Source organism: Streptomyces sp. NPDC091281 (assembly GCF_044757425.1).
GTDB lineage: Bacteria > Actinomycetota > Actinomycetes > Streptomycetales > Streptomycetaceae > Streptomyces.
This window is the reverse complement of record NZ_JBIVUY010000011.1, coordinates 134,935-156,463: the sequence shown is the minus strand read 5'-3', so window position 1 is coordinate 156,463 and position 21,529 is coordinate 134,935. Positions and strand designations below refer to the sequence as shown.

The window sequence follows — 21,529 nt, the reverse complement described above, 5'->3', positions numbered from 1 at the left end:
CGACCGGCGGATTCCCCCCGATCGTGTGCAGGCGGCCGTTTTCGCCCGTCGGCACCACGGGGCCGACCGGATAGTGGATCAGTCGCCGGGGCACGGACCCCGGCCCGACCCACCCGATTCCGGAGGTACATCGTCATGCCCACCACCGAGGCGACCGACCGCGTCCGACTGGTCTTCTCCCTCTTCGACGCCGACGGCAACGGCTTCATCGAACCCGCCGACTTCGAACTGATGGGCAGCCGCGTCGTCGAGGCGGCCCCCAAGGCCGGTGACCCCGCCCGGCAGCGCCTCCTCGCCGCCTTCCACGGCTACGGGCACACCCTCCTCGCCGCCCTCGACACCGACGGCGACGGGCGGATCAGCCCGGAGGAGTTCACCGCCGTCGTCCTCGACCCGGGCCGCTTCGACGCCACCGTCGCCGAGTTCGCCGACGCCCTCGCCGGGATCGGCGACCCCGACGGGGACGGCTTCGTCGAACGGCCCGACTTCGTCGCCCTGATGACCGCCATCGGCTTCGAACGGCCCAACATCGACGCCCTGTTCGACGCCTTCGACCCCGTCGGCAGCGGCCGGGTCGCCGTCGCCGTCTGGGCGGACGGCATCCGCGACTACTACCGCCCCGACAAGGCCGGCATCCCCGGCGACCACCTCACCGCGGCCACCGCCCAGTGAGCCCCGCCGCCCGGCGGGACCCCGCCGGAGGGTTACCGGCCGGTGCCGAGCCCGTCGTCGGGCTCGCCGTCGGCCGGGGCACCGGTCCCGAACTCGCCGCCGTCTTCGAACGGGTACTGGAATCGCTCACCGCCGGTCACCCGACCGGGGTGCGTGTCGCCCGCGCCGACCGGCTCTACCACTCGTACGTCTCCCTGCGCGGGGAACGGGACGTGGACCGCATCCGCGCCCTCACCGCCGAGGACGCCGACCACTACGAGGCCTACTGCCGCGACATGGCCGCCCGCGGCACCCGGGCCGTGTTCCGCACGGCGATCAACGCCCAGTCCCTCTACCTCGTCCGCCGCCGCCTGCGCGCGGTCAAGGTCGACCTGCTCGGCGCGGGGGACCGGCAGCTGATGCTGGTCCGGGACCAGGCGCAGGGCTTCTACACCGGCGAGAACCGGCACACCCCCGGCGAGATCACCCGCACCCTCACCTTCAGCCGGGACATCACCGAGGCCGTCGTCCGCCACGCTCTGGAACGCGCCCTCGCCGCCTGGCCCGACGGCCGGATCGGACGCGTCGTCATGGCGTACAAGTTCCATCTCCTCGACGGCGCCTTCGACGCCTGGGTCGCCGACCTCGCGCAGCGGCTCGGCGTGCCGATCGAGCTGTTCCAGCCGGACACCGTCAACCGCGACCTCATCACCCACGGCCTGCCGGACCGCACCCTGCTGATCGCGGGCAACGAGTGGGCGGACATCATGCACGTCGTCCTCCTCGACCGGTTCGGCTCGGACCGGCAGGAGAACCGCTGCACGGAGAACGTCCTCCTCGACGCGGGCCCCGACGGCCTCGTCGAGTACCAGACCGTGCACGGCTCGGCCGACGACCTCGCCGGACGCGACCTGGTCAACCCGGTGGCGACGATCCGCGCGGCGGCGCGGGTCGCCGAACGGCACACCGGCCGCGCGGGCGCCGTCCGCGCCACCGAGGCCGCCCTCGCCCTCCTCTACGAGGAGCACGTGCGCACCCCCGACCTCGGCGGACGGCACTCCACCACCGCCGTCGTCGACGCCTTCCTCGACGCGCTCGACCGGCCCGGCGAGGGCGTCCCGCGCGACGGCGTCCTGGTCGGCGGGACATGACCGCCCCGCCCCCGCGCGACCCCGACGGCCCGTCATGACCGGCCGTACGCGCACCGCCCTGGTCGTCGTGGACCTCCAGAACGACTTCTGCGCCGGTCCCACGGCCAGGGCCCGCTTCGGCGGCGACCCCGCCCGGCTGGACGCGGCCGTCGCCGGGAGCGTCCGCGCCACGGCCGAGGCCCGCCGCCGCGGCGTCGACGTCGTCTTCGTCCGCTTCACCGGCGACCCCCGCGACCAGGGAGCCGCCTGGCGGCACCGCGACCTCGCCCTCGGCAAACGGCCCAAGTGCCTGGAGGGCTCCTGGGGCGCGGAGTTCCACGGCGTGACCCCCGCGCCCGGCGAGGCCGTGTTCACCAAACGCGCCCGCTTCGACGCCTTCCTCGGCGAGGGCTTCGAGGACCACCTCCACGCCCGCGGCATCGGCCACCTGGTCCTCGCCGGGCTCTACGCCGACGTCTGCGTCGACTCCACCGCCCGCACCGCCTTCCAGAAAGGCTTCCACGTCACCGTCCTCACCGACTGCACCACCGCCCTGCACCTGCCGTACGACACCGTCCTGCACTTCATGCGCACGGTGTACGGCGCCCGCACCACCCCCGCCGACGACCCGGCCGTCTGGACCGCGCCCCCGTCCGACGGGACCCCGCACGACGGGACCCCGCACGACGGGACCGGCGACGAGCCCGCCGCCGCGTCCCGTGAAGCGTCCGCCGACGTCCCCGCCGGGAAGGAGGAGCCGTGCCCGCCCGTGCCGCGCTGACCAGCGGGGTCGCGGCGGGCGTCGGCCGCACCGCCCTGCTCGTGGCCGCCGCCCGCGCCATCGAGACCCACCGCCCCGACGCCCTCGCCCGCGACCCGCTCGCCGCCCGCTTCGTCCGCGCCGCCCCCGCCTCCGCCGACTGGCCGGTCCACCCCGACCAGGTCCCCGACGGACTCGCCGACCCCCTCTGGGGCCGACTCGGCCGCTACTTCGGCCTCCGCACCCGCGTCCTCGACGACCACCTGCTGCGCGCCACGGACACCGGAACCCGCCAAGTGGTGCTGCTGGGCGCCGGGTTGGACGCCCGCGCCGTCCGGCTGCCCTGGCCCCGTGACACTGCCGTCCATGAGATCGACACCGGCGAGGTCCTGGCCTTCAAACAGGCCGTCCTCGACCGGAGCGGCGCCACGCCCCGCGCCCGGCGGCGCCCGCTCGCGGCCGACCTGCGCGACGACTGGGCCGCGGCCCTCCTCGCCGACGGCTTCGACCCCACCGTGCCGACCGCCTGGCTCGCCGAGGGCTTGCTGCTCTACCTCCCCGCGGACGCCGAGCGCCGCCTGATCGCCACGGTGGACCGCCTCAGCGCGCCCGGCAGCACCCTCGCCTACGAGGTCAAGGAGATCACCGAGCCCGACGCCGTCCGCGCCGGTCCGGTCTACGTCGCGGCCCGTGAGCGGATCGGCATCGACCTGCTCGCCCTCTTCGACACCGGCCCCCGCCCCGACTCGGCCGCCGAACTCGCCGCCCTGGGCTGGACGGTGACGGTCCGCACCCCGTACGACTTCACCGCGCTCCACGGCCGCGGCCCCCGCCCGGAACCCGACGACGCCCTCGCCGCCAACCGCTGGGTCTTCGCCACCGCGACCTGACGCACCGTCACGCTTCTTGATCGCGTGCCGGTTCGGCCGTAATCACCGGGTAAACCGGATATTCGCATTTTGCGGTGCGCTACGATTCCTTATCGAGCGCTTACGCTCCGTCGGGCGTTCTGCCGTCCGGCGAACAGCCGTCCTTCCAGAGGCAGTCGGCCGCCCACGGCCGGCAGTACGCACGCGGGGACGGACGGACACGGGAACGCGGCAACGACACCGCGCGGTCGACGGGGGAGGGCGGAACATGCACCGGATCGTTCCCCCGCGCCTGGACAACACCGCCCGCGACAGCGTTCCTGATACCGACGGCCCCGCCCGGAGCGACGCCTCCCCGCGCTGACGCCCGTCCACCGCGCACGGCACCGCCCGCGCCGCACGGCATCCCGCCACGCACCCCTCTCCCCGTCCCGCCCCGGGCCCCGCACGGCATCCGCCCTGCCCCCGGGACCCGGTGAGCCGGGACCGCCATCCCAACACCCGCGCACCGCGCGCACCACCCCTCTGCGCCCCACGCACCGCGCGCTCCCCGCCCCCGCCCCGCGCGGACGGCGGCGGGCGCCCCGACGGCACCCGCAAGGCACTGACGCCCGCCACCCGACCACGGAGGACAGACGCCCGTGCACGACACCACCGCCATGCTCATCGAACTGGGGGCCGTCATCCTGGCCCTCGGCCTGCTCGGCCGCCTCGCCGGGCGGGTCGGCTTCTCGCCCATCCCGCTCTACCTCCTCGCCGGACTCGCCTTCGGACAGGGCGGCCTGCTGCCCCTGCAGGCCAGCGAGGAGTTCGTCGCCACCGGCGCCGAGATCGGCGTCATCCTGCTGCTGCTCCTGCTCGGACTGGAGTACAGCGCCTCCGAACTCGTCACCAACCTCCGGACCCAGTACCCCTCCGGCGCCGTCGACTTCGTCCTCAACGCCGCCCCCGGCGCCGCCATGGCGCTGCTCCTCGGCTGGGGACCCGTCGCCGCCGTCGCCCTCGCCGGCGTCACCTGGATCTCCTCCTCCGGCGTCATCGCCAAGGTCCTCGGCGACCTGCGCCGCCTCGGCAACCGGGAGACACCGGTCGTCCTCGGCATCCTGGTCCTGGAGGACCTCGCCATGGCCGTCTACCTGCCGGTCCTCACCGCCCTCGTCGCCGGGGTCGGCCTCGCTGGAGGCAGCGTCACCGTCCTCATCGCGCTGGCCGCGGTCGGCACCGTCCTCTGGGCGGCTCTCCGGCACGGCCGCCTGATCAGCAGAATCGTCTCCTCGGACAGCGCCGAGATGCTCCTCCTCGTCGTCTTCGGACTCACCCTCGTCGTCGCCGGGGTGGCCCAGCAGCTCCAGGTCTCGGCCGCCGTCGGCGCCTTCCTCGTCGGCATCGCCCTGTCCGGCGAGGTCGCCGAGGGCGCCAGCAGCCTCCTCACCCCGCTGCGTGACCTCTTCGCCGCCGTCTTCTTCGTCTTCTTCGGCCTCCACACCGACCCCGCCGCCATCCCGCCCGTCCTGCTGCCCGCGCTCGCGCTGGCCGCCGTCACCACCCTCACCAAGATCGCCACCGGCCACTGGGCCGCCCGCCGCGCCGGGATCTCCGCGAAGGGCCGCTGGCGGGCGGGCGGCACCCTCGTCGCGCGCGGCGAGTTCTCCATCGTCATCGCCGGGCTCGCCGTCGGCGTCGAACCCCGCATCGGCCCGCTGGCCACCGCCTACGTCCTGATCCTGGTCGTCCTCGGCCCCCTCGCCGCCCGCTGGACCGAGCCCGTCGCGACCCTCGTCACCGCCCGCCTCCCGACCCGGCCCGCCCGCGGCACGACACCCGCCACGGCGGAGATCCCCACCCACGTCACCACCGAGATGCCCAGCGACCTCACCACCCCTCCCACCGCCGACCTCAACGCCGCGGCGTCGGCGCAGGAGCGCGAGACCACCGGACCCACCCGACCCGCGGAGGCCCTGGGTGCGGGCCGCTGAACCCACGCGCACCCTCCGGACCGCCCGGACGACCAAGGGGGACACCATGACCGTCCAGACCACCACCGTCACCACCGCCGCCGCCACCACCGCGCGGACACATGCGGCGCTCCCCGCCCCCACCACCCTCCCCCCGGCTCCGGCACCGGCTCCGACTGCCGCGCCCGCCGCCACCGATCCGTACCTCGACGGCTTCGAGCGCATCCTCGTGGACGCCGCCACCACCGGCCGGCGGCTGACCCGCGACGAGATCGAGTCCCGCCGGGCCCTCGGCGCGCGGGCCGCCGCGGCCGGGCAGGGCTGGCGCGGCCTCGTCCGCGCCCACCTCGCCGCCGGACGCGACCACTGGCCGCGCGCCGCCGACCCGCGCGACGCGCTCCGCGTCGTCGAACAGGCGGTGGACGCCTTCGCGGACGGCTACGAGCAGGCCCAGCGGCTCACCATCCGCAAGGAGGAAGCGGCCCGCCGCGAGTTCATCGACGACCTGCTGCACGGCGTCGGCGACTCCGGCCGCCTGGCCGCCCGCTGCGAGCGGTTCGGGCTGCGCCTGTCCCGCGCCCACGCGGTCGCCGTCGCCGAGGGACCGGAACCGTACGACGAGACCGACGCCGTGCCCCGGCAGGTCGCGGACGAACTGTTCGGCCGCTTCGAGAACCGGCGGATTCTCTTCACCACCAAGGACGGCCGGATGGTGTGCGTCGCACCGGCCGACCAGAGCGAGATCCTCACCCACTTCGCCAAGCACGCCTACGCGACCACCGGCAGCGCCCAGGTCGCCATCGGCCGCCCCCGCCCCGGCGCGCTGGGCATCGGCCAGAGCTACGAGGAGGCCCTCAACGCCCTGGACGTCGCCCAGCGGATGGGCTTCGACGAACCGCTGCTGCGCGCCGCCGACCTGCTGGTCTTCCCCGTGCTCGCCCGGGACCGGCAGGCACTCGTCGACCTGGTGGACAGCACGCTCGGACCGCTGGAGAACGCGCGGGGCGGCGCCCGCCCCCTGCTCGACACCCTCACCGCGTACTTCGACACCGGCTGTGTGTCCGCTGCGGCGGCCCGGCAGCTCTCGCTCAGCGTCCGCGCCCTCACCTACCGGCTGGAGCGCGTCCACTCCCTCACCGGCGTCGACCCCACGGACCCCGCCGACCGCTACACCCTCCACACCGCCGTGCTCGGCGCCCGCCTGCTCGACTGGCCCGCCCGCCCCCTGCTGCCCGCCGAGACCACCTCCTAGCCGGACGACCGCGCCCCCGCCCCTGGCCGGGACCGTGGCCAGGGGCGGGGCCGGGGGCGGGACCGGGGGAACGGCTGTGCGGTGCTCCGGCGGGTGGGAGAATTTCCGTCCAAGGGTCCACACCGTCGTGGCGTCCGGAGTGCCGAGGGCAGCGGGGGAGGGCCGGAAGGAGACGTGGAACATGATCGAGTGGGTGTCCCTGAAAGCCGGCACCAGTCCCGTGCCACGGCCCGTGGCCACACCGGTCGTCTGGGCCACGGCCGTCGGAGGGGCCCTGGTCCTGGTCGCCCTGCAACATCTGCTCCTGGGCCCCGACCGGCCCGGCTTCGCACTCGTCGCCCTGTCGCTCCTCGCGGGCCTGCTCGGCCTGTGCTCCCGCTTCACCGCCGCCCCCGGAACCGCCGTCCTGTGCTGGCTGTTCCTCAACGGTTTCGCCATCCCGCCCGAGGGCACCCTCAGCTGGGCCGGTCACCGGGACACCTTCTGGCTCACCTGCCTCTGCGGCGCGACCCTGCTTGGCACGATCCTCGCCCGCCTCGTGCACGCCCGCGCCGCCTACAGCCGGGTCACGGCGAGCGGAGTGGCCTCCGCGGCGGAACCCGACGACTGGCCCCGCCCCTCCTGACGCGCGGACTCCCGCCGTCCTGACCCGCGGCGTCCCGTCCGCCTGACGCGCGGTGCCGCGGCGTACGCCCCCGCACAGCATGTCCGTATCGCGGCTTATATCCTCACTCGGTGCGCTCTGTTCCCCGCTGGGTCCTCGTTCCGTCCGGCTGTGCCCCGGTCCTGCTGATCACGGGCTGGGTGGTCGCGGGCGCGATCGAGGGGCCCGTCTACGACCCGGCCGACCAGACGATCAGCGTCCTGGCCTCCTACGGTGCCGCCGGGTACTGGGTGATGACCGCCGCCCTGCTGGCGACCGGGGTGTGCCATCTGCTCAGCGCGTGGGGGCTGCGCCCGGTCGCCGCGGCCGGGCGGCTGGCGCTGGCCGGGGGCGGACTCGCGGCGTTCGGCGTGGTCCTGGTCCCGGCGCCGGACAGCGGCGGCTCGCTGCGGCACGGCGCGGTCGCCGCGGTCGGCTTCACCCTGCTGGCCGCCTGGCCGGTCCTGGCCGTCGGACGCGGCCGCCCCGGCTCCGGGGCCGCGGTCCCGTGGGCGCTGCGGCGCGGACCGGCGGCCTTCGCGACCTCCGCCATGCTGCTGGGCGCGCTCTGGTTCCTCGTCGAGGTCAACCGGCAGGGCCCCGGCGGCGCGGCCGAGCGGGTCGTGACGGCGATGCAGTCGCTGTGGCCGTTCGTGGTCGCCGTCTCCTGCCTCCACCAGGCCCGGCCGGTCGCGGCACTCTCCATGGCCGGTCCGCCCCCCGCTCCGAGGGTGGAGGCCGCGCCCATGGCGCCGGTGTCCTGCCCGCCGTCGCCCGTCCGCCGGGCGGCGGGATGGGAGCGGCTCCCGCTCGGGCTGCTCGTCATGGCCTCGCTGCTGGCGACCACGGTCCTCGCGGGCGTCACCCGCGCCGTCGGCCGTGCCGTGAACCGCGCCGTCGGCCGCCAGTGACGGGCTGAGCCCCGACGCGCGACCGGCGGACCGCTTACGGGGCGCGTCGGCGGAACAGGGCCCCGCCCGACGGCCTCAGATCTCCAGCGTCGCCTCGATGCGCTTCAGACCGTGCCGGGCCAGCGCCAGGTTGCTGCGGCCCCGGTCGAGCGCCAGGTAGAGGAACAGGCTGCCGCTGCTGCTCGTGAGCGGGCGGATGAGGTGGTACTGCTGGCCGAGCGTGATGAGGATGTCCTCGACGTTGTCCTCCATGCCCAGCGTGGCCAGCGTGCGGATCTTGGCGCGGACGACCTCGGTGTTGCCCGCCGCGGCGATCTCCAGGTCGAGTCCGGGGCCGCCGCCCAGCGCGCCCAGGGACATGCCGCTCTCGTAGTCGACCAGCGCGACGCCGATGGCCCCGTCGATCGCCATCGCTTCCTTGAGTGCGGTCTCTATGCTCATTGCACTGCCTTCCGATCACGATCGACTCTGTGACGCCATGTCATAAAAAGACATTACGGAGCCCTGTTCTGGAGCTTTCGGCTTAAACTACTGTGCTTTCTGTCGATTGGTGAAGCGTCTGGGAAGGTTCAATGGTGTCCGCAGTCGAAAACTCTCTGGACCGCCTGCTGAAACTGCCGGGTGTGACCGGGGTGGCACTGGTCGACGCGGTCACCGGGCTGACGTACGGGGAGTCCGGGGGCGAGAGCTTCGACGCGGGCGACTGCAGCCGCCTGGCCGGACTCGTCGGCGACCGGCTCCACCGGGCCGGGGCGGACGGCGAACTCGAGAGCATCGTCATCACCGGCGCACGCCGCCAACTGGTGCTGCGCGCCCTGCCCGGACACGGCGACAACCTCCTCCTCACCGTCGCGCTCGAACGGCAGCAGTCCAACCTCGCCCTGGTCCTGCACCACCTGGGCCTCTATCCGGAGCGGGAGAGCGCGTGAACGGCCGTACCGAGGGACCGCGCAACGTCTCCGCCGTCCTCAACGCCCTCCACGACGCGGGTGACGACGGCACCGTGACCGTCTCCGGCGCACCCGGCGGCCGTATCCACGTACGCGGCGGACTCATCGTCGCCGTCGACACCCCCGGCGCCCCCGGCGCTGAATCGATCCTGCTCAAGTCGGGAGCGGTCGACGACACCGCCTGGACCTCCGTCCTGGCCGCCGTGCGCGACACCGAGGGGCGGCTCGCGGACACCCTCGCGGAGCGCGGCCTGCTCACCGTCCACGCCTTCGAGGTCGCCTGCACGGCCGCCCTGTTCGACGGCGCCTTCGCGCTCGCCCTCGGCGCCCCGGGCGACTGGCAGGTCACCGACCCCGTCCCGGTCTCCGTCGCCGGACCGGCGTTCACGCCCCGGCGCGTCGCCGCCGAGACGACCCACCGCCTCGGCGTGATCACCGAACTGTGGGGCCCGCCCAGCACCCTCGCCGCGACCCGCGTCCGCCCCGCCGCGGAACTCCCCGCCCGCGTCCCGCCCCGGTACGCCGCTCTGCTGGGCACCCTCAACGGCCGCCGTACGCCCAGGGACGCGGCGTTCGCGCTGGGACGCGGCACGTACGCGGTGATGCTCGACCTGTGCCGGATGCGCGCCCTCGGACTCCTCCGCGACGAGGTGCCCGTCCCGTCCGGCAGACCCAGCACCGCGCTGCGGCTCCCCGTGCCCGCGGGCGAGGCCCCGCCGCCGGTGGACGCGAGCCTGCTGCCCCGCCGTACGCCCGGAACGCACCCCCTCCGCGGAACGGACCGACCGTGAACCCACGCAGACGCAGCCGCGCCAAGCGCCGCAACCTGGCCCTGGCCCGCACCTTGAGGAGCTGCCGCCGCAAGCCGCCGCAGCCCGCGGCCGAGCCGGCCCCACCCGTCGCCGCGCTCCCGGTCCGCCGTCCCGGCCAGTCACCCCGCAGGCCGCCGGACGACCTGGACGCCCACCGACCCGACGTGCATCTGCTGCGCCGGGTGCACGCCCACCTCACCGACCGCGACGGACCGTCAGGCGCCCTACCGGGCGAACCCCCCTCACCCTCCCAGGAGCACCATGCCCGGCACCACACGCCCGGACCCTCTCGTCGAGGTCCTGACCTCGCTCCGTGAGCGCGTCGTCGGCGTGCACGACTCCGTCCTGTCCACCGCCGACGGCCTGCTGGTCGCCGCGGACGCGGACACCGTCCACCCCGAGTCCGTCGCGGCGCTCTCCGCCGCCACCCTCAGCCTCGGTCAGCGTCTCGCCCACGAGGCCGACGGCGGCGCCCTGCGCGACGTCACGACCCGCTGCGCCGGACGCCACATCCTCATCCAGGCCGTCGGCGACCGCGCCCTGCTCACCGTCCTCGGCGACGAGGGCCTGGACCTGACCGGACTCCAGCTCCAGATGCCCGCCACCGTCGAGCACCTGCTCAAGATCCTCGACGAGGACCGGCCCGCCTGAGCCGGGACACCCGCCGGGGCCGCCGGTTCAGAGTCCGGCGACCTTCCCGTCCGCCGACACCTCGTACACGAGGGTGACGGTGCGCCGCCCGCCGGGCGGCAGGACGACGTCCCAGCGGACCACCCCGTCGGCGTCGACGCCGTCCGGCGCGGGGGAGCACTCCTCCTCGCGGACCCGGACCCGGACCGCCGAGATCTCGGAGACGGGGACGCGCTCCCGCAGCGCCACGGTCCGCTCGTCCCGCTCGGACGGCGCCGAGAAGCGGGACAGGTGCAGCCGGACCGTACGGGTCGTCACCGTGCGTCCGCTCAGCGCGGTGGAGGCCCGTGACTCCTCGGTGTGCCGCTCCACCCGGTAGTCGTCGTGGGAGCCGAAGGACAGTGACGCGGGGGCGCCGGGCGCGGTGAAGTCGAGCGTGGCGCGCCCGACGAACCCGCCGCCGCGCACCAGGTCCACCGGTCCCGCGAGCAGCGCGTGCCCGGACCGGTTGTCGAACCGCGCCAACCGGGTCACCAGCGGGGACAGTTCGGGGGCGCACACGTCGGCGCGGCGCGCCGCCGTGGTGAAGGACGACACGGGCACACGGTGGGCGCGCCCGTCCGAGGGCACCGACACCGGCGCGGGAGAACGCAGGATCCGTGCCTCGCCGCCGTCCGCCACGCCCGGCAGCCCCACGACGGCGGCGGGTTCCCCGAGGTCCCCGATGGCCTCTTCCCGCCACTCGACGTCGACCGTGCGCCGCTCGGCGGCGGCCCGTTCGCGCAGCGTGAGCCGGTCCTCGGTGAGCCCCGGCGGCTCCGTGGCCGCCGCGGAACGCGCCGTGGACAGCGTCAGCCGTACGTCCGTCCAGTCCTCCCCGGTGCGCTGCCACACCGTCGCCTCGGTCTCCAGGGTGAGCGTGTCGCCGTCCAGCGCGGCACGGTAGACGGGCCGCCACAGGGCGCAGGGGGTGAGGTGGGTCAGCCGCAGCCCGACCGGTCCCGCGACCGGCGCGTCCACCGTCAGGTCGACCCACGCGAGCAGTGCGTCCGGCTCCGTCTCCGCCAGGTCCAGGGCCGCCTGCGCCGCGTGGAGTTCCTCCGTGACGACGACGAGCCGGGCCTCCGTGGAACGCAGCAGGTCGGCGTGCGTGTCGCGTTCGCCGTCTACCCGGTCCAGCTCCCGCGCCCAGCGCGGCGCCTCCGGCTCCCCGGCCCCGGCGCCCTCGGCGATGTCCCGCAGCAGGTCGCTGGCGAGCCGGGCGAGGAGGTCGAGGCGGGCCCGCAGCCGGTCCCCCCGCTGCTCCAGCTCCGTCCGCTCCCGCTCCAGTTCGTGCAGCCGGTGCCGGAGCGCCGAGTCCTCCTCGGCGGGCGGGCGCGGGGCACGCGGCGTCCAGGACCGCACGATCCGCACGTCCAGCACCGTGTGCGCGGGCGGCGCGCTCTGCGCGGGCGTGGCGGGCGGGTCGGCGGGGGAGCCCGGTCCGTCGCCGGGCCCGGCCGCCGTGGGCGTGGGCGGTACGGGGGTGAGTTCGGCGTGGAGGGTCCGGTCGACGGCGGTCGCGGCGACCGGGCCGAGCCGCAGCCGCCGCACGCCCGCCGCCAGGTCGAGCACGGTGGTCCGCTCGACGTGGGCGCGGTCCTCCAGACAGGTGACGGCGGTGACGGGCAGGGGGAGGAGGGCCGCCGGACCGCTGGAACGGGGCTCCTCGGTGTGGTCGGAGGCGGCGTGGTCGGCGGCGGTGCGGTCGTCCGGTGCGCGGCCGTCGGGGGAGCGGTCGTCCGGGGTGTGCGGGTCGGTGTGCGGCATGTCGGGTCAGCTCCTGCGGTTGCCGCCGACGAGGGCCTTGCCCGCCGGAACTCGGATCTCGTAGCCGCCGTCGAGGGCGGTGTCGCCCCCGGCGGGCAGGTCCACCCGCCACACGCGGGTGCCCGGGGCGTGCGCGTCCGGCCCGGTCCCCGCCTCGGGCGCGGTCCAGTCGGCCCGTTCCTCGACGCGGACGTCCGGTTCGGAGGTGACGGGCACCCGTTCGCGGACCTCGACGGAGACCGGCCGCGCCAGCCGGTTCGCCAGCTCCACCCGGACGTGGTGGTCCAGCACGGTCGTGTTGTTGCGCAGGCCCGACGTCGACTCCCGCAGCGTCGTGCGGCGGACGACACGAATGCCCTCGGCGGGCCCGAGGCCCACCCGGCGCACACCGCCGGGCGCGAGCGTCGGCAGGGCGGCGGTCACCAGGAACTCGTCGTCGGCCGTGACCTCCACCGGCCCGGCCAGCAGCGCCTGGTCGGTGGCGTTGGACAGCACCAGCGTCGCGTACACCGTCTCCTCGACGGACGGCACGCAGAGGTACTCGGTGCGCAGCCCGACGGGGATCTCCGTGACGGTGACGGTGTGCCAGGTCCCGTCGGAGGGGATGTCCGCGCGGGCGGCCGCGTCGTAGCGGTGGTCGAACGACCCGGCCGACTCCCTCGGGCGTACGGCGTGTCCGGGCAGCGGCAGCGCGGCCACGGACTCGGCGCGCCGCCGGTACTCGCTCGCCACCGCGTCGGAGGCGGCCTCGGGGAAGAGCAGACCCCGGCGTCCGGCGGGCTCTTCGGGGCCGCTGAGCACCAGTCCCGCGTAGTCCAGGTCCGCTTCGCTCGGCCGCGGCGGCCCCGGCGGGGGCGCCTGCGGCGCGGCGGGCGGCGGGGGCGGCGCGGCGGAGAACGCGGGCGCCGTGAACCCCGCGCCACCGGGGGCGGGGGCGCCGCGGCGGGCGCGGGGAGCGGCACCCGGCCGCGCCCCCGGTGGCGGCGGGGCGGCCATGGGGGGCGTCACGGGGAACGGCGGCGGCGCGGACAGGTCGGCGCCGGGACCGGCCTCCCGGGCGCCGCCGTAGAAGGCGTCCGCGTCCGGGGCGGCGCCGCCGTACCCGGCCACGACCGGGGCGGGAGGCGGCGGCGGGACGGGCCGGGGGGCGCCGCCCACGGCGGCGCCCGACCGGGCCGCGGCCCCTCGCGGCGCGGGGGCGGCCGCCGCGTCGTACCCGCCGAACAGGTCGGCGAGTCCCGACGGCGGCTCGCGCCAGCCGGAGGGCGCGGGCGCCTCCTGACGGCGTCCGACCCGGACGGACCGCAGCTTCGGCAGATCCGTACGGCGCCGGAGGTCGGCGGTGGACAGCGCGACCCGTACGCCGGTCCAGTCCTCCCCGGTGCGCTGCGCGACCGAGGCCCGCAGCACCAGCCGCCCGCCGTCGTCGCCCTGCCGGTACAGCAGCCGGTACGCGGGCACCCATACGGCGCCGGGCACGCCGTACTCCAACTCCACCTCGACGTCGGCGGACCGGTCGTGGCGCTCCATGCCGGGCCCGTCCGTGCCGTCCAGGGTGAGGACCGCGACGACCGACGTCTCGACGTGCGCGGACGGCGCGTCGGTGGAGGCACGCCGAAGCCGGTCCTCGGCGACGTCCAGCGCGTGCTCCGCCTCACGCACGTCCTGTTCCAGCTCGCCGAGCCGGGAGTGCAGGGCGGTGAGGCGCTGTTCGGCGAAGTCCGCGAGTTCCAGCCAGGCGGCCACCGGGGTACGGCGGTGCGGGTCGTCACGCTTGCGGGAGGGCGGCGTCGGCCGCAGCGCGCCCACCTCACCGATCCGCTCCACCTGGCGGTCGCGGCGGGCGCGGACCGCGTCGAGCGCGTCGGCCAGCCGCCGCGCCTCGGCCCGGAGTTCGTCGACCGGCCCGGAGCCGACGGGCGCGGCGTCGACCTCCGTCCGCGCCTCGACCACCCGCAGCCCCGGCGTGCCGACGACGCGGGCGCGCAGCGACCCCGGCCCCAGCGACCGGGGCAGACCGGTCACGCGGACCCGGCCGTCCGGCGGCACGCTGCCCCGGGCCAGCCGACGGCAGACCGCGCCGCGCGCGTACACCACCACCGAGTCGAGGGCGGACCCCCAACGCGGCACGTCCTCGGTACTCATCCGTACTCCCCCCGCCGTGTCCGTGCGGGCCACAGCCTACGCCGGACGCCACACCCCGTGGCGGGGCCCTTTGACGGGGCGTCCGCCTGGGTAGGCAACGGCGACCGGCCACCGGGGAACGAGGGGGAACCATGGGTGACACGGACGACGGCACGCGCGCCGGAGCCGCAGACGGGGGCCCACGGCCGGGCGCCGCACCTGCGTCCGGGCCGCCGTCCCCACCGCCCTCCCCGTCGGTGAACACCCCGCGTCCGTCGCGGAGATGGCGCGGGCGGGCCCGTGTCGCCCTCCTGTGCTGCGGTGGCGTCTTCGGCTTCGTCGGCTTCCTGGACGTCTACGGCGGCGTCGGCATGGAAGCCCGCTCGGACGGCGCCCTGCTCCTGGTCGCGGCCCTGATCCTGGCCGGTTGCCACGCGACGGACCTGCACCGCGCCACGGGAAGGGCGCTGCGGTGGTGGGCGCGACTCGGCGCGGACGTCACCGCCTTCGGGGTGGGCGCCTGGACGGGGAACCGACTGCTGTCGAACATCGTCCTCCAGCCGGTGCTGGCCGCCACGTCCGCCTTCGTGCTGGTGCTGCTCGCCCTCGCCGTGTTCCTGGCGTGGGAGGACCACCGGTCGCCCCCGTGGGTCGCCGCCGGACCGGCTCCGGCGGCGACCGCGCCCGCGGCCGGTCCGGTCCCCGGTCCCCGCCCGCCGGTCCTGGACGCCGCCACGGCCGAGGGCCCCTCCGCGAGGGCGGGGGTGCTCGCCGCCGCCGTCGGCGCCGCGGCCACCCTGCTCGCCGCCGCCCTGGCACTCCCGCAGTTCTGGTACACGGCGCGCTACGCCCCCTCCACCGCACCGCCGATCGTGTCGGTCGGCACCACCCTCGACGACATCGAAGTGGTCGACGACCACATGGAACTCACACTGGAGGTCGAGATCGAGAACAAGGGGAGCACGGCCGTCCGCATGCTCACCTCGCTCTACGAGGTCACCGCCACCCCCGTCCGGGTCGCCGACCGGCCGCTGCCCGCCGGGGACCCGGCACAGTCGTACGACGGGATCTTCGGCGGCGACTACGGCGCCGCGGGCCGGGTGAACTCCTACGCCGCCTACGGCACCCCGCAGCAGATCCAGGTCGGATCGGTCGGCGATGACAACGCGTGGATCGGCCCCGACGAGACCTACCGGACGACACTCAGGGTGCAGGGCCCGCGGGACGGGTTCGACCTGCTGAGGGCGACCGTCGACGTGATCGTCGCCCGCGCCGACCGGGTCGAGACCGAGGAGGGCCACCGGCCGTCGGGCCGCCGCCTGTTCACATGTGAGGACGGGGACGTCCTGATGGCCGAGAACCGCAGGCCCCTGGCCCACACCGGTGTCTTCGACCGGCTGACCGAGAGTGACCGCGAAGTGGTCACCTTCTGGGTCCTGTCCGACCCGGCGGGCGGCGACGCGTCCCCCTGGTGGTCGCCGTTCCCCTGGGCCGGCGTCTCCCTCCAGCACACCGGCCACGGCTGTGCCCACGCCCTGCGGACCGACGAGGACGGCCTGGAGGACCGGGCGATGGTCGGCCGGGCGAGCGCCGTGGCCGAGGCGGCGATGCCGGAGCCGGAACCGGAGCCGAAGGCGGAACGGAAGGCGGAACGGAAGGCGAAGCCGCAGCCGTAGGGGGAGCCGGAGCCCCGGGCGGAGCCGGGACGTTCACGAACGCGGCCGTTCCGGGCGAAGTCGGTGGGCATCGCCGCGCGCAGGCGTGGAAGAAGGGCCCCATGACGACTCACACGCACCAGCAGAACCCCGCCGACTTCTACGACGTCGAGTCCACCCTCACCGACGAGGAACGCGAGGTGCTGCACCGGACCCGGACCTTCATGCGGGAGGAGGTGCGGCCCCTGGTCGCCGACCAGTGGGCCGAGGGCACCTTCCCGAGGGAGCTGATCGCCCGCTTCCGCGCGAGCGGCCTGTCCGGGCTGGCGTACCCCGGCTACGGCGAGGACGGTCCGGGCGCGAGTCATCTGCTGACCGGGATGATGGCGATGGAGATGAGCCGCGTCGACGCGTCCGTCGCCACCTTCTTCGGCGTCCACAACGGCCTCGCGATGTACTCGATCCACGCGGGCGGCGACCAGGAGCAGCGCGACCGCTGGCTGCCCGCCATGGCCCGGATGGACACCATCGGCGCGTTCGCGCTGACCGAGCCGCTCGACGGCTCCGACATCGCGGCCGGCATGCGCACCACGGCGCGCCGGGACGGCGACACCTGGATACTCGACGGCGCCAAGCGCTGGATCGGCAACGCCACCTTCGCCGACCACATCGTCGTCTGGGCCCGCGACGTCGAGGACGACCAGGTGAAGGGGTTCGTCGTGGGCCAGGACGCGCCGGGCTTCAAGGCCGAGAAGATCGTCCACAAGACGTCGCTGCGCATCGTCGAGAACGCCGACCTCACCCTGGAGGGCGTGCGGGTGCCGGAGGCCGACCGGCTCCAGAACGTGTCGTCGTTCCGGGACGTGGCGGAGGTGCTGCGCGCCACCCGCAGCGGGGTCGCCTGGCAGGCCCTCGGCGTGATGACCGGCGCCTACGAACTCGCCCTGGAGTACGCCGCCGAGCGGCAGCAGTTCGGGCGCCCCCTGGCGGGCTTCCAGCTCGTGCAGGACCTGCTGGTGAAGAGCCTGGGCAACATCACGTCGAGCTGGGGCATGCTGCTCCAGCTCGCGCGGCTCCAGGACGCGGGAGTCTTCCGCGACGAGCACTCCTCCCTCGCCAAGGCCCATGTCACCGCCCGGATGCGTGAGGTCGTCGCCTGGGCGCGGGAGATCTTCGGGGGCAACGGCATCGTCCTGGAGTACGACGTCGCCCGCTTCTTCGCGGACGCGGAGGCCATCTACTCCTTCGAGGGCACCCGCGAGATGAACACCCTGATCGTCGGCAAGGCGATCACCGGGGAGAGCGCCTTCGTCTGACCGCGGGCGCGGCCCCGTGGCCGGGGAGGCGATGAACGCGCTTTCCCCACCTCTTACTTCACGCCTTGACGGATGTGGTCCATACCTTTAGCTTCATCGGTCAGACGCACCCCACACATGCGACCGCCGTTCACACCCATGAACGGCGGCGTCCGCTCTGCACCGTCCCCGACCGCCTCCCCGAACGCTGTCCGAGAGCACCGTGTCCCGCCACCGCCCTCGGACGCGGACCACCGCTCCGTCTCCCCGGCCCCCCACGAAAGGCCCCACCCCGTGACCAGGCCTCTGCGCACCTCCCTGGCGTACACCCTGTCCCTGACGGCCGCCCTCTTCACCGCCTCCCTCGCCGCGCCCGTCACCGCCTCCGCCGCCACCGGCACCGTGACGGGGCTGGCGGGCAAGTGTCTCGACGTCGCCGGGGCGAGTTCCGCCAACGGCACGGCCGTCCAGCTCTACTCCTGCAACGGCACCGCCGCCCAGCAGTGGACGGTCGGCACCGACGGCACCGTCCGCGCCCTCGGCAAGTGCCTCGACGTGGTCGGCGGCTCCACCGCCAACGGCGCCCGGCTCCAGCTGTGGGACTGCACCGGCGCGGCCAACCAGAAGTGGACGGTCACCGCCGCCCGCGACCTGGTCAACCCGCAGGCGAACAAGTGCGCCGACGTCACCGGCAACACCTCCGCCGACGCCACCCCGATCCAGCTGTGGAGCTGCACCGGGGCCGCCAACCAGAAGTGGACCGCGCCGGGTTCGGGCGGCCCCGCGCCCTCCTCCCCGATGGCCGTGGCGCCGTACCTCTACAACGGCTGGGGCAGCCCGCCCAACCCGGTCACCGTCATGAACGCCACCGGCGTGAAGTGGTTCACCCTGGCCTTCGTGCTCAGCAACGGCTACTGCAACCCGCAGTGGGACGGCGGACGGCCGCTCACCGGCGGTGTCGACCAGCAGACCATCAACACCGTCCGCGCCAACGGCGGCGACGTCATCCCGTCCTTCGGCGGCTACAGCGGCAACAAGCTGGAGAGTTCCTGCTCCAGCGCGGGCGAACTCGCCGGCGCCTACCAGAAGGTGATCAACGCCTACGGCCTCAAGGCGATCGACATCGACCTCGAAGCCGCCGCCTACAGCAGCGGCACCGTCCAGCAGCGCACGGTGGACGCCCTCAAGACGGTCAAGGCCAACAACCCGGGCCTGAAGATCTACGTCACGATCGGCACCGGCCAGTCCGGCCCCGACACCAGCCTCATCAACCGGGCCGCCAACTCCGGTCTGAGCGTGGACAGCTGGACCATCATGCCGTTCGACTTCGGCGGCGCCGGGCAGAACATGGGCACGCTCACCGTGCGCGCGGCGGAGGGCCTCAAGACGGCGCTGCGCAACGCCTACGGCTACAGCGACGACCAGGCCTACCGCGGCATGGGCATCTCCTCGATGAACGGCATCACCGACGTCAACGAGACCGTCACCGTGGCTGACTTCCGCACCATCCTCGCCTACGCCCAGCAGCACCACCTCGCCCGGCTCACGTTCTGGTCCGTGAACCGCGACCGGCCCTGCACCGGCGGCGTGGCCGACAGCTGCTCCGGCGTGAGCCAGGGGAACTGGGACTACACGCGGGTGTTCGCCCAGTACACCGGCTGACCCCGGCCGGAGCCCGGACCGGCCCCGGTCAGGGCTCGGGCGTGGACCCGCGGGCCACGAGCGAGGTCGGCAGCACCACGGGCGAGGCGGGCAGTGCCTCGCCCGTGAGCCGGGCGAGCAGCAGCCCGGCCGCCGTCTCACCCATCCGCCGCATCGGCTGGCGGACGGTGGTGAGCGGCGGCCGGGTCAGGGCCGCCATCGGGATGTCGTCGAAGCCCACCACGGCGACGTCCTGCGGCACCCGCAGCCCCGCCGCGTGGACGGCGGCCATCGCGCCCACCGCGCCCAGGTCGTTGTGGGCGAACACCGCGTCGAAGTCCCGCCCGGCCGCGAGCCGTTCGCCCACCACGGCGCGGCCGTGCGCCTCGGTGAAGTCGCTCTCGACGACCTGCCCGGGACCGAGCGGATGCCCGGCCTCGGCGTAGGCGTCCCGGAAACCGGCGTGCCGGTCGCGGACACAGCCGAACCGCGCCGGACCGGTGAGCACCAGCGGCCGGTGCCGTCCGGCCGCCAGCAGATGCCGGGCCGCCTCGGCGCCGCCGTCCCGGTTGGTGGCGGTGACGTAGGGGAATTCCGGGTGATGGCCCCGGTCGTCGATCAGGACCACCGGAAGTCCCTTGCGGTGCAGGGCGGTCAGCATGCCGAGGGTGTTCTCCGGCTCCACCACGAGCAGGCCGTCGAAGGCGCGGGCCGACACCTGGCTGGTGAACCGCTCGACCGAGTCGGCGCCCCGGTTGCAGGTGAAGAGCAGCAGCCCGAACCCGGCGGCCTCGACGGTGTCGACGACGCCCTGCATCACCTCGCCCATCCACGGCCAGGTCAGCGACGGGACCAGCATGCCGACGGTGCGGCTCTGCCCGCGCGCCAGCCCCACCGCGCCCGAACTCGGCACGTAGCCCAGCCGGTCGATGACGTCCCGCACCCGTTCGGCGGTCGAACGGTCCACCTCGGCCCGGGTGTTGAGCACCCGGGACACCGTCGTCTTGCTGACCCCGGCCGCTCGGGCCACGTCCGCGATGGTGACAGGCATCGCACCCTCCGACTCGCGAGAACCGGCGCCTCGGCCGGGATCAGGAACCGCCCCGGCGCCCCGGCCGGGTCCCGGCGCCGCCTCCGGGGCGACGACCGAGTCAAACAGCCCGGTCAGGACGTCGTCAACAGCACCCGGCGGCCGGTCCCGCGGGCGCCGGCCGACGTCACCTCTTGAAGGCGGAACGGGCCCGGACGGTACCAATCCTTACGAGAGGTATTGACGATGGCATGACATGTGGGTTCACTCCGGGGCACAGCCGGAACCGGTTCCGGTACCGGTTGCGGAAAGCGGTTCCAGCACGTGGTTTCCACCGAAGCGGTTCCGGTCCCGGCCCCCGCGGCACCCGTGGTCGCGGGGGACCGGCTCCGGAGAGGCAGCCCCCACCACTTCCCCTGAAGGAGTGCCGTGCCGAACACCCCCCCGACTCCACCCCCGGCGCGCTCGCGCGTCCGCCGCCCCTGGGCCACCGCGCTCGCGGCCCTGGGGCTCCTGCTCGCCACCCTGTACGCGGGTTCCGTCCCCTCCGGCACGGACCGCGCGGGCACCACGATCGACGCCGCCCCCCAGGCCGCCCAGGTGGTCCGGGTCGCGGAGTTCCTCGCCGAGTGTCCCTACAGCCACCGCCTGCCCGACGACCCGATCGTCTTCCCGGGCCTGCCCGGCGCCTCCCACATGCACAGCTTCTTCGGGAGCCGGGTGACCAACGCCCGTACGAACGTCACCGACCTGCTCGGCTCGTCCTCGACGTGCAGCCCGGCCGTCGACACCTCGTCGTACTGGGTGCCGACGCTGTACCGCAACGACCAGCCCGTCGAACCGACCGGGACCACCTTCTACTACCTGGGCGAGGGCGTCCGCGACGACGTCATCCAGCGCATCCGGCCGTTCCCGCAGGGCCTGCGGATCGTGGCCGGCAACGCCAAGGCCACCGGGGTCAACGACCCCAGCTCCGTGGCCCGCTGGTCCTGCCTGCACCACGGGGAGGTCAACCCCTCCAAGGACTTCGTGTCCTGCCCGGCCGGTTCGATGCTGGAGTCGTACCTCGACTTCCCGCAGTGCTGGAACGGACGCGACCTCGACTCCGCCGACCACAAGAGCCACATGTCCTACCCGGTCAACGGCGGCTGCCCGGCCAGCCACCCGGTGCCGGTGCCCAAGCTCCGCCAGGTCCTGCGCTACCCGGTCTCCGGTGCCACCGGTGCCCTGCGGCTGGCGTCCGGACCCGGCTACACGATGCACGGCGACTTCTTCAACGCCTGGCCGGAGAACGAACTGGCCCGCCGCGTCACCAACTGCATCAACGTGATCGTCAAGTGCGGCGCGGACGGCAACCCGTCCTGACCGACGCCCCGTGAGACACGCCGGGCACCCCGCACAGCACCCCGTGA

General features: G+C 74.8%; 18 protein-coding genes and 1 pseudogene. 15 read left to right on the top strand and 4 right to left on the bottom strand.

Annotated elements, in window-relative coordinates; translation table 11 throughout:
* Positions 1–135: 135 nt before the first annotated feature.
* The 8 genes and pseudogenes from ACIQPQ_RS26750 to ACIQPQ_RS26715 all read left to right on the top strand — a co-directional run.
* Positions 136–672: an EF-hand domain-containing protein gene (locus ACIQPQ_RS26750; RefSeq protein WP_383779998.1), complete on the top strand. Its 537-nt coding sequence runs from the start codon at positions 136–138 to the stop codon at positions 670–672.
* Entirely contained in the window at positions 669–1,802 is a 1,134-nt protein-coding gene (locus ACIQPQ_RS26745; RefSeq protein ID WP_401308290.1) for an isocitrate/isopropylmalate family dehydrogenase, read from the top strand. Before ACIQPQ_RS26750 ends, ACIQPQ_RS26745 begins: the two co-directional genes overlap by 4 nt.
* 34 nt (positions 1,803–1,836) lie before the next feature.
* Positions 1,837–2,562, top strand: a complete 726-nt coding sequence (locus ACIQPQ_RS26740; protein ID WP_401308286.1) for a cysteine hydrolase family protein — start codon at positions 1,837–1,839, stop codon at positions 2,560–2,562.
* Entirely contained in the window at positions 2,541–3,431 is an 891-nt protein-coding gene (locus ACIQPQ_RS26735) for an SAM-dependent methyltransferase (protein WP_401308283.1), read from the top strand. Before ACIQPQ_RS26740 ends, ACIQPQ_RS26735 begins: the two co-directional genes overlap by 22 nt.
* Positions 3,432–4,051: 620 nt before the next feature.
* On the top strand, positions 4,052–5,386 hold the full coding sequence (locus ACIQPQ_RS26730; protein ID WP_401308280.1) for a cation:proton antiporter: 1,335 nt from the start codon (positions 4,052–4,054) through the stop codon (positions 5,384–5,386).
* Positions 5,387–5,432: 46 nt separating this feature from the next.
* Entirely contained in the window at positions 5,433–6,617 is a 1,185-nt protein-coding gene (locus ACIQPQ_RS26725) for a PucR family transcriptional regulator (RefSeq protein WP_401308277.1), read from the top strand.
* A gap of 181 nt (positions 6,618–6,798) precedes the next feature.
* A complete protein-coding gene (locus ACIQPQ_RS26720) occupies positions 6,799–7,242 on the top strand; it encodes a hypothetical protein (RefSeq protein ID WP_401308275.1) in 444 nt (147 codons plus the stop codon).
* A 110-nt stretch (positions 7,243–7,352) separates the two neighbouring features.
* Positions 7,353–7,943: pseudogene (locus ACIQPQ_RS26715) on the top strand (DUF998 domain-containing protein); the annotation flags it as partial.
* Positions 7,944–8,246: 303 nt separating this feature from the next.
* On the opposite strand, the gene ACIQPQ_RS26710 reads toward ACIQPQ_RS26715, so the two are convergent.
* Entirely contained in the window at positions 8,247–8,612 is a 366-nt protein-coding gene (locus ACIQPQ_RS26710; RefSeq protein WP_401308272.1) for a hypothetical protein, read from the bottom strand.
* A 131-nt stretch (positions 8,613–8,743) separates the two neighbouring features.
* Here ACIQPQ_RS26710 and ACIQPQ_RS26705 point away from each other — a divergent pair, with 131 nt between their 5' ends.
* The 3 genes from ACIQPQ_RS26705 (at position 8,744) to ACIQPQ_RS26695 (ending at position 10,584) form a co-directional block, all read left to right on the top strand.
* Positions 8,744–9,100 (top strand): hypothetical protein, encoded by a 357-nt coding sequence (locus ACIQPQ_RS26705; protein ID WP_383876411.1) that lies wholly within the window; start codon positions 8,744–8,746, stop codon positions 9,098–9,100.
* The gene (locus ACIQPQ_RS26700; RefSeq protein ID WP_401308268.1) at positions 9,097–9,912 is read left to right on the top strand and encodes a hypothetical protein; all 816 of its coding nucleotides are present in this window, start codon (positions 9,097–9,099) and stop codon (positions 9,910–9,912) included. The genes ACIQPQ_RS26705 and ACIQPQ_RS26700 overlap by 4 nt, the downstream gene beginning before the upstream one ends.
* Before the next feature lie 282 nt (positions 9,913–10,194).
* Complete coding sequence (locus ACIQPQ_RS26695) at positions 10,195–10,584, top strand: roadblock/LC7 domain-containing protein (protein ID WP_401308265.1); 390 nt, start codon at positions 10,195–10,197, stop codon at positions 10,582–10,584.
* A 27-nt stretch (positions 10,585–10,611) separates the two neighbouring features.
* Here ACIQPQ_RS26695 and ACIQPQ_RS26690 read toward each other — a convergent pair whose 3' ends face one another.
* Together ACIQPQ_RS26690 and ACIQPQ_RS26685 are read right to left on the bottom strand one after the other, a co-directional pair.
* A complete protein-coding gene (locus ACIQPQ_RS26690) occupies positions 10,612–12,372 on the bottom strand; it encodes a mucoidy inhibitor MuiA family protein (protein ID WP_401308262.1) in 1,761 nt (586 codons plus the stop codon).
* Positions 12,373–12,378: 6 nt separating this feature from the next.
* Entirely contained in the window at positions 12,379–14,517 is a 2,139-nt protein-coding gene (locus ACIQPQ_RS26685; protein WP_401308259.1) for a DUF4139 domain-containing protein, read from the bottom strand.
* 236 nt (positions 14,518–14,753) lie between these two features.
* Here ACIQPQ_RS26685 and ACIQPQ_RS26680 point away from each other — a divergent pair, with 236 nt between their 5' ends.
* The 3 genes from ACIQPQ_RS26680 (at position 14,754) to ACIQPQ_RS26670 (ending at position 19,108) form a co-directional block, all read left to right on the top strand.
* A complete protein-coding gene (locus ACIQPQ_RS26680; RefSeq protein ID WP_401308256.1) occupies positions 14,754–16,172 on the top strand; it encodes a hypothetical protein in 1,419 nt (472 codons plus the stop codon).
* A 101-nt stretch (positions 16,173–16,273) separates the two neighbouring features.
* The gene (locus ACIQPQ_RS26675; protein WP_401308253.1) at positions 16,274–17,467 is read left to right on the top strand and encodes an acyl-CoA dehydrogenase family protein; all 1,194 of its coding nucleotides are present in this window, start codon (positions 16,274–16,276) and stop codon (positions 17,465–17,467) included.
* A 297-nt stretch (positions 17,468–17,764) separates the two neighbouring features.
* On the top strand, positions 17,765–19,108 hold the full coding sequence (locus ACIQPQ_RS26670) for a ricin-type beta-trefoil lectin domain protein (protein ID WP_401308637.1): 1,344 nt from the start codon (positions 17,765–17,767) through the stop codon (positions 19,106–19,108).
* 28 nt (positions 19,109–19,136) lie between these two features.
* On the opposite strand, the gene ACIQPQ_RS26665 is transcribed toward ACIQPQ_RS26670, so the two are convergent.
* Complete coding sequence (locus tag ACIQPQ_RS26665; protein WP_401308250.1) at positions 19,137–20,138, bottom strand: LacI family DNA-binding transcriptional regulator; 1,002 nt, start codon at positions 20,136–20,138, stop codon at positions 19,137–19,139.
* 408 nt (positions 20,139–20,546) lie between these two features.
* Here ACIQPQ_RS26665 and ACIQPQ_RS26660 point away from each other — a divergent pair, with 408 nt between their 5' ends.
* Positions 20,547–21,482, top strand: coding sequence for a DUF1996 domain-containing protein (locus ACIQPQ_RS26660; protein ID WP_401308248.1), 936 nt, complete (start codon positions 20,547–20,549; stop codon positions 21,480–21,482).
* Positions 21,483–21,529 lie beyond the last annotated feature (47 nt).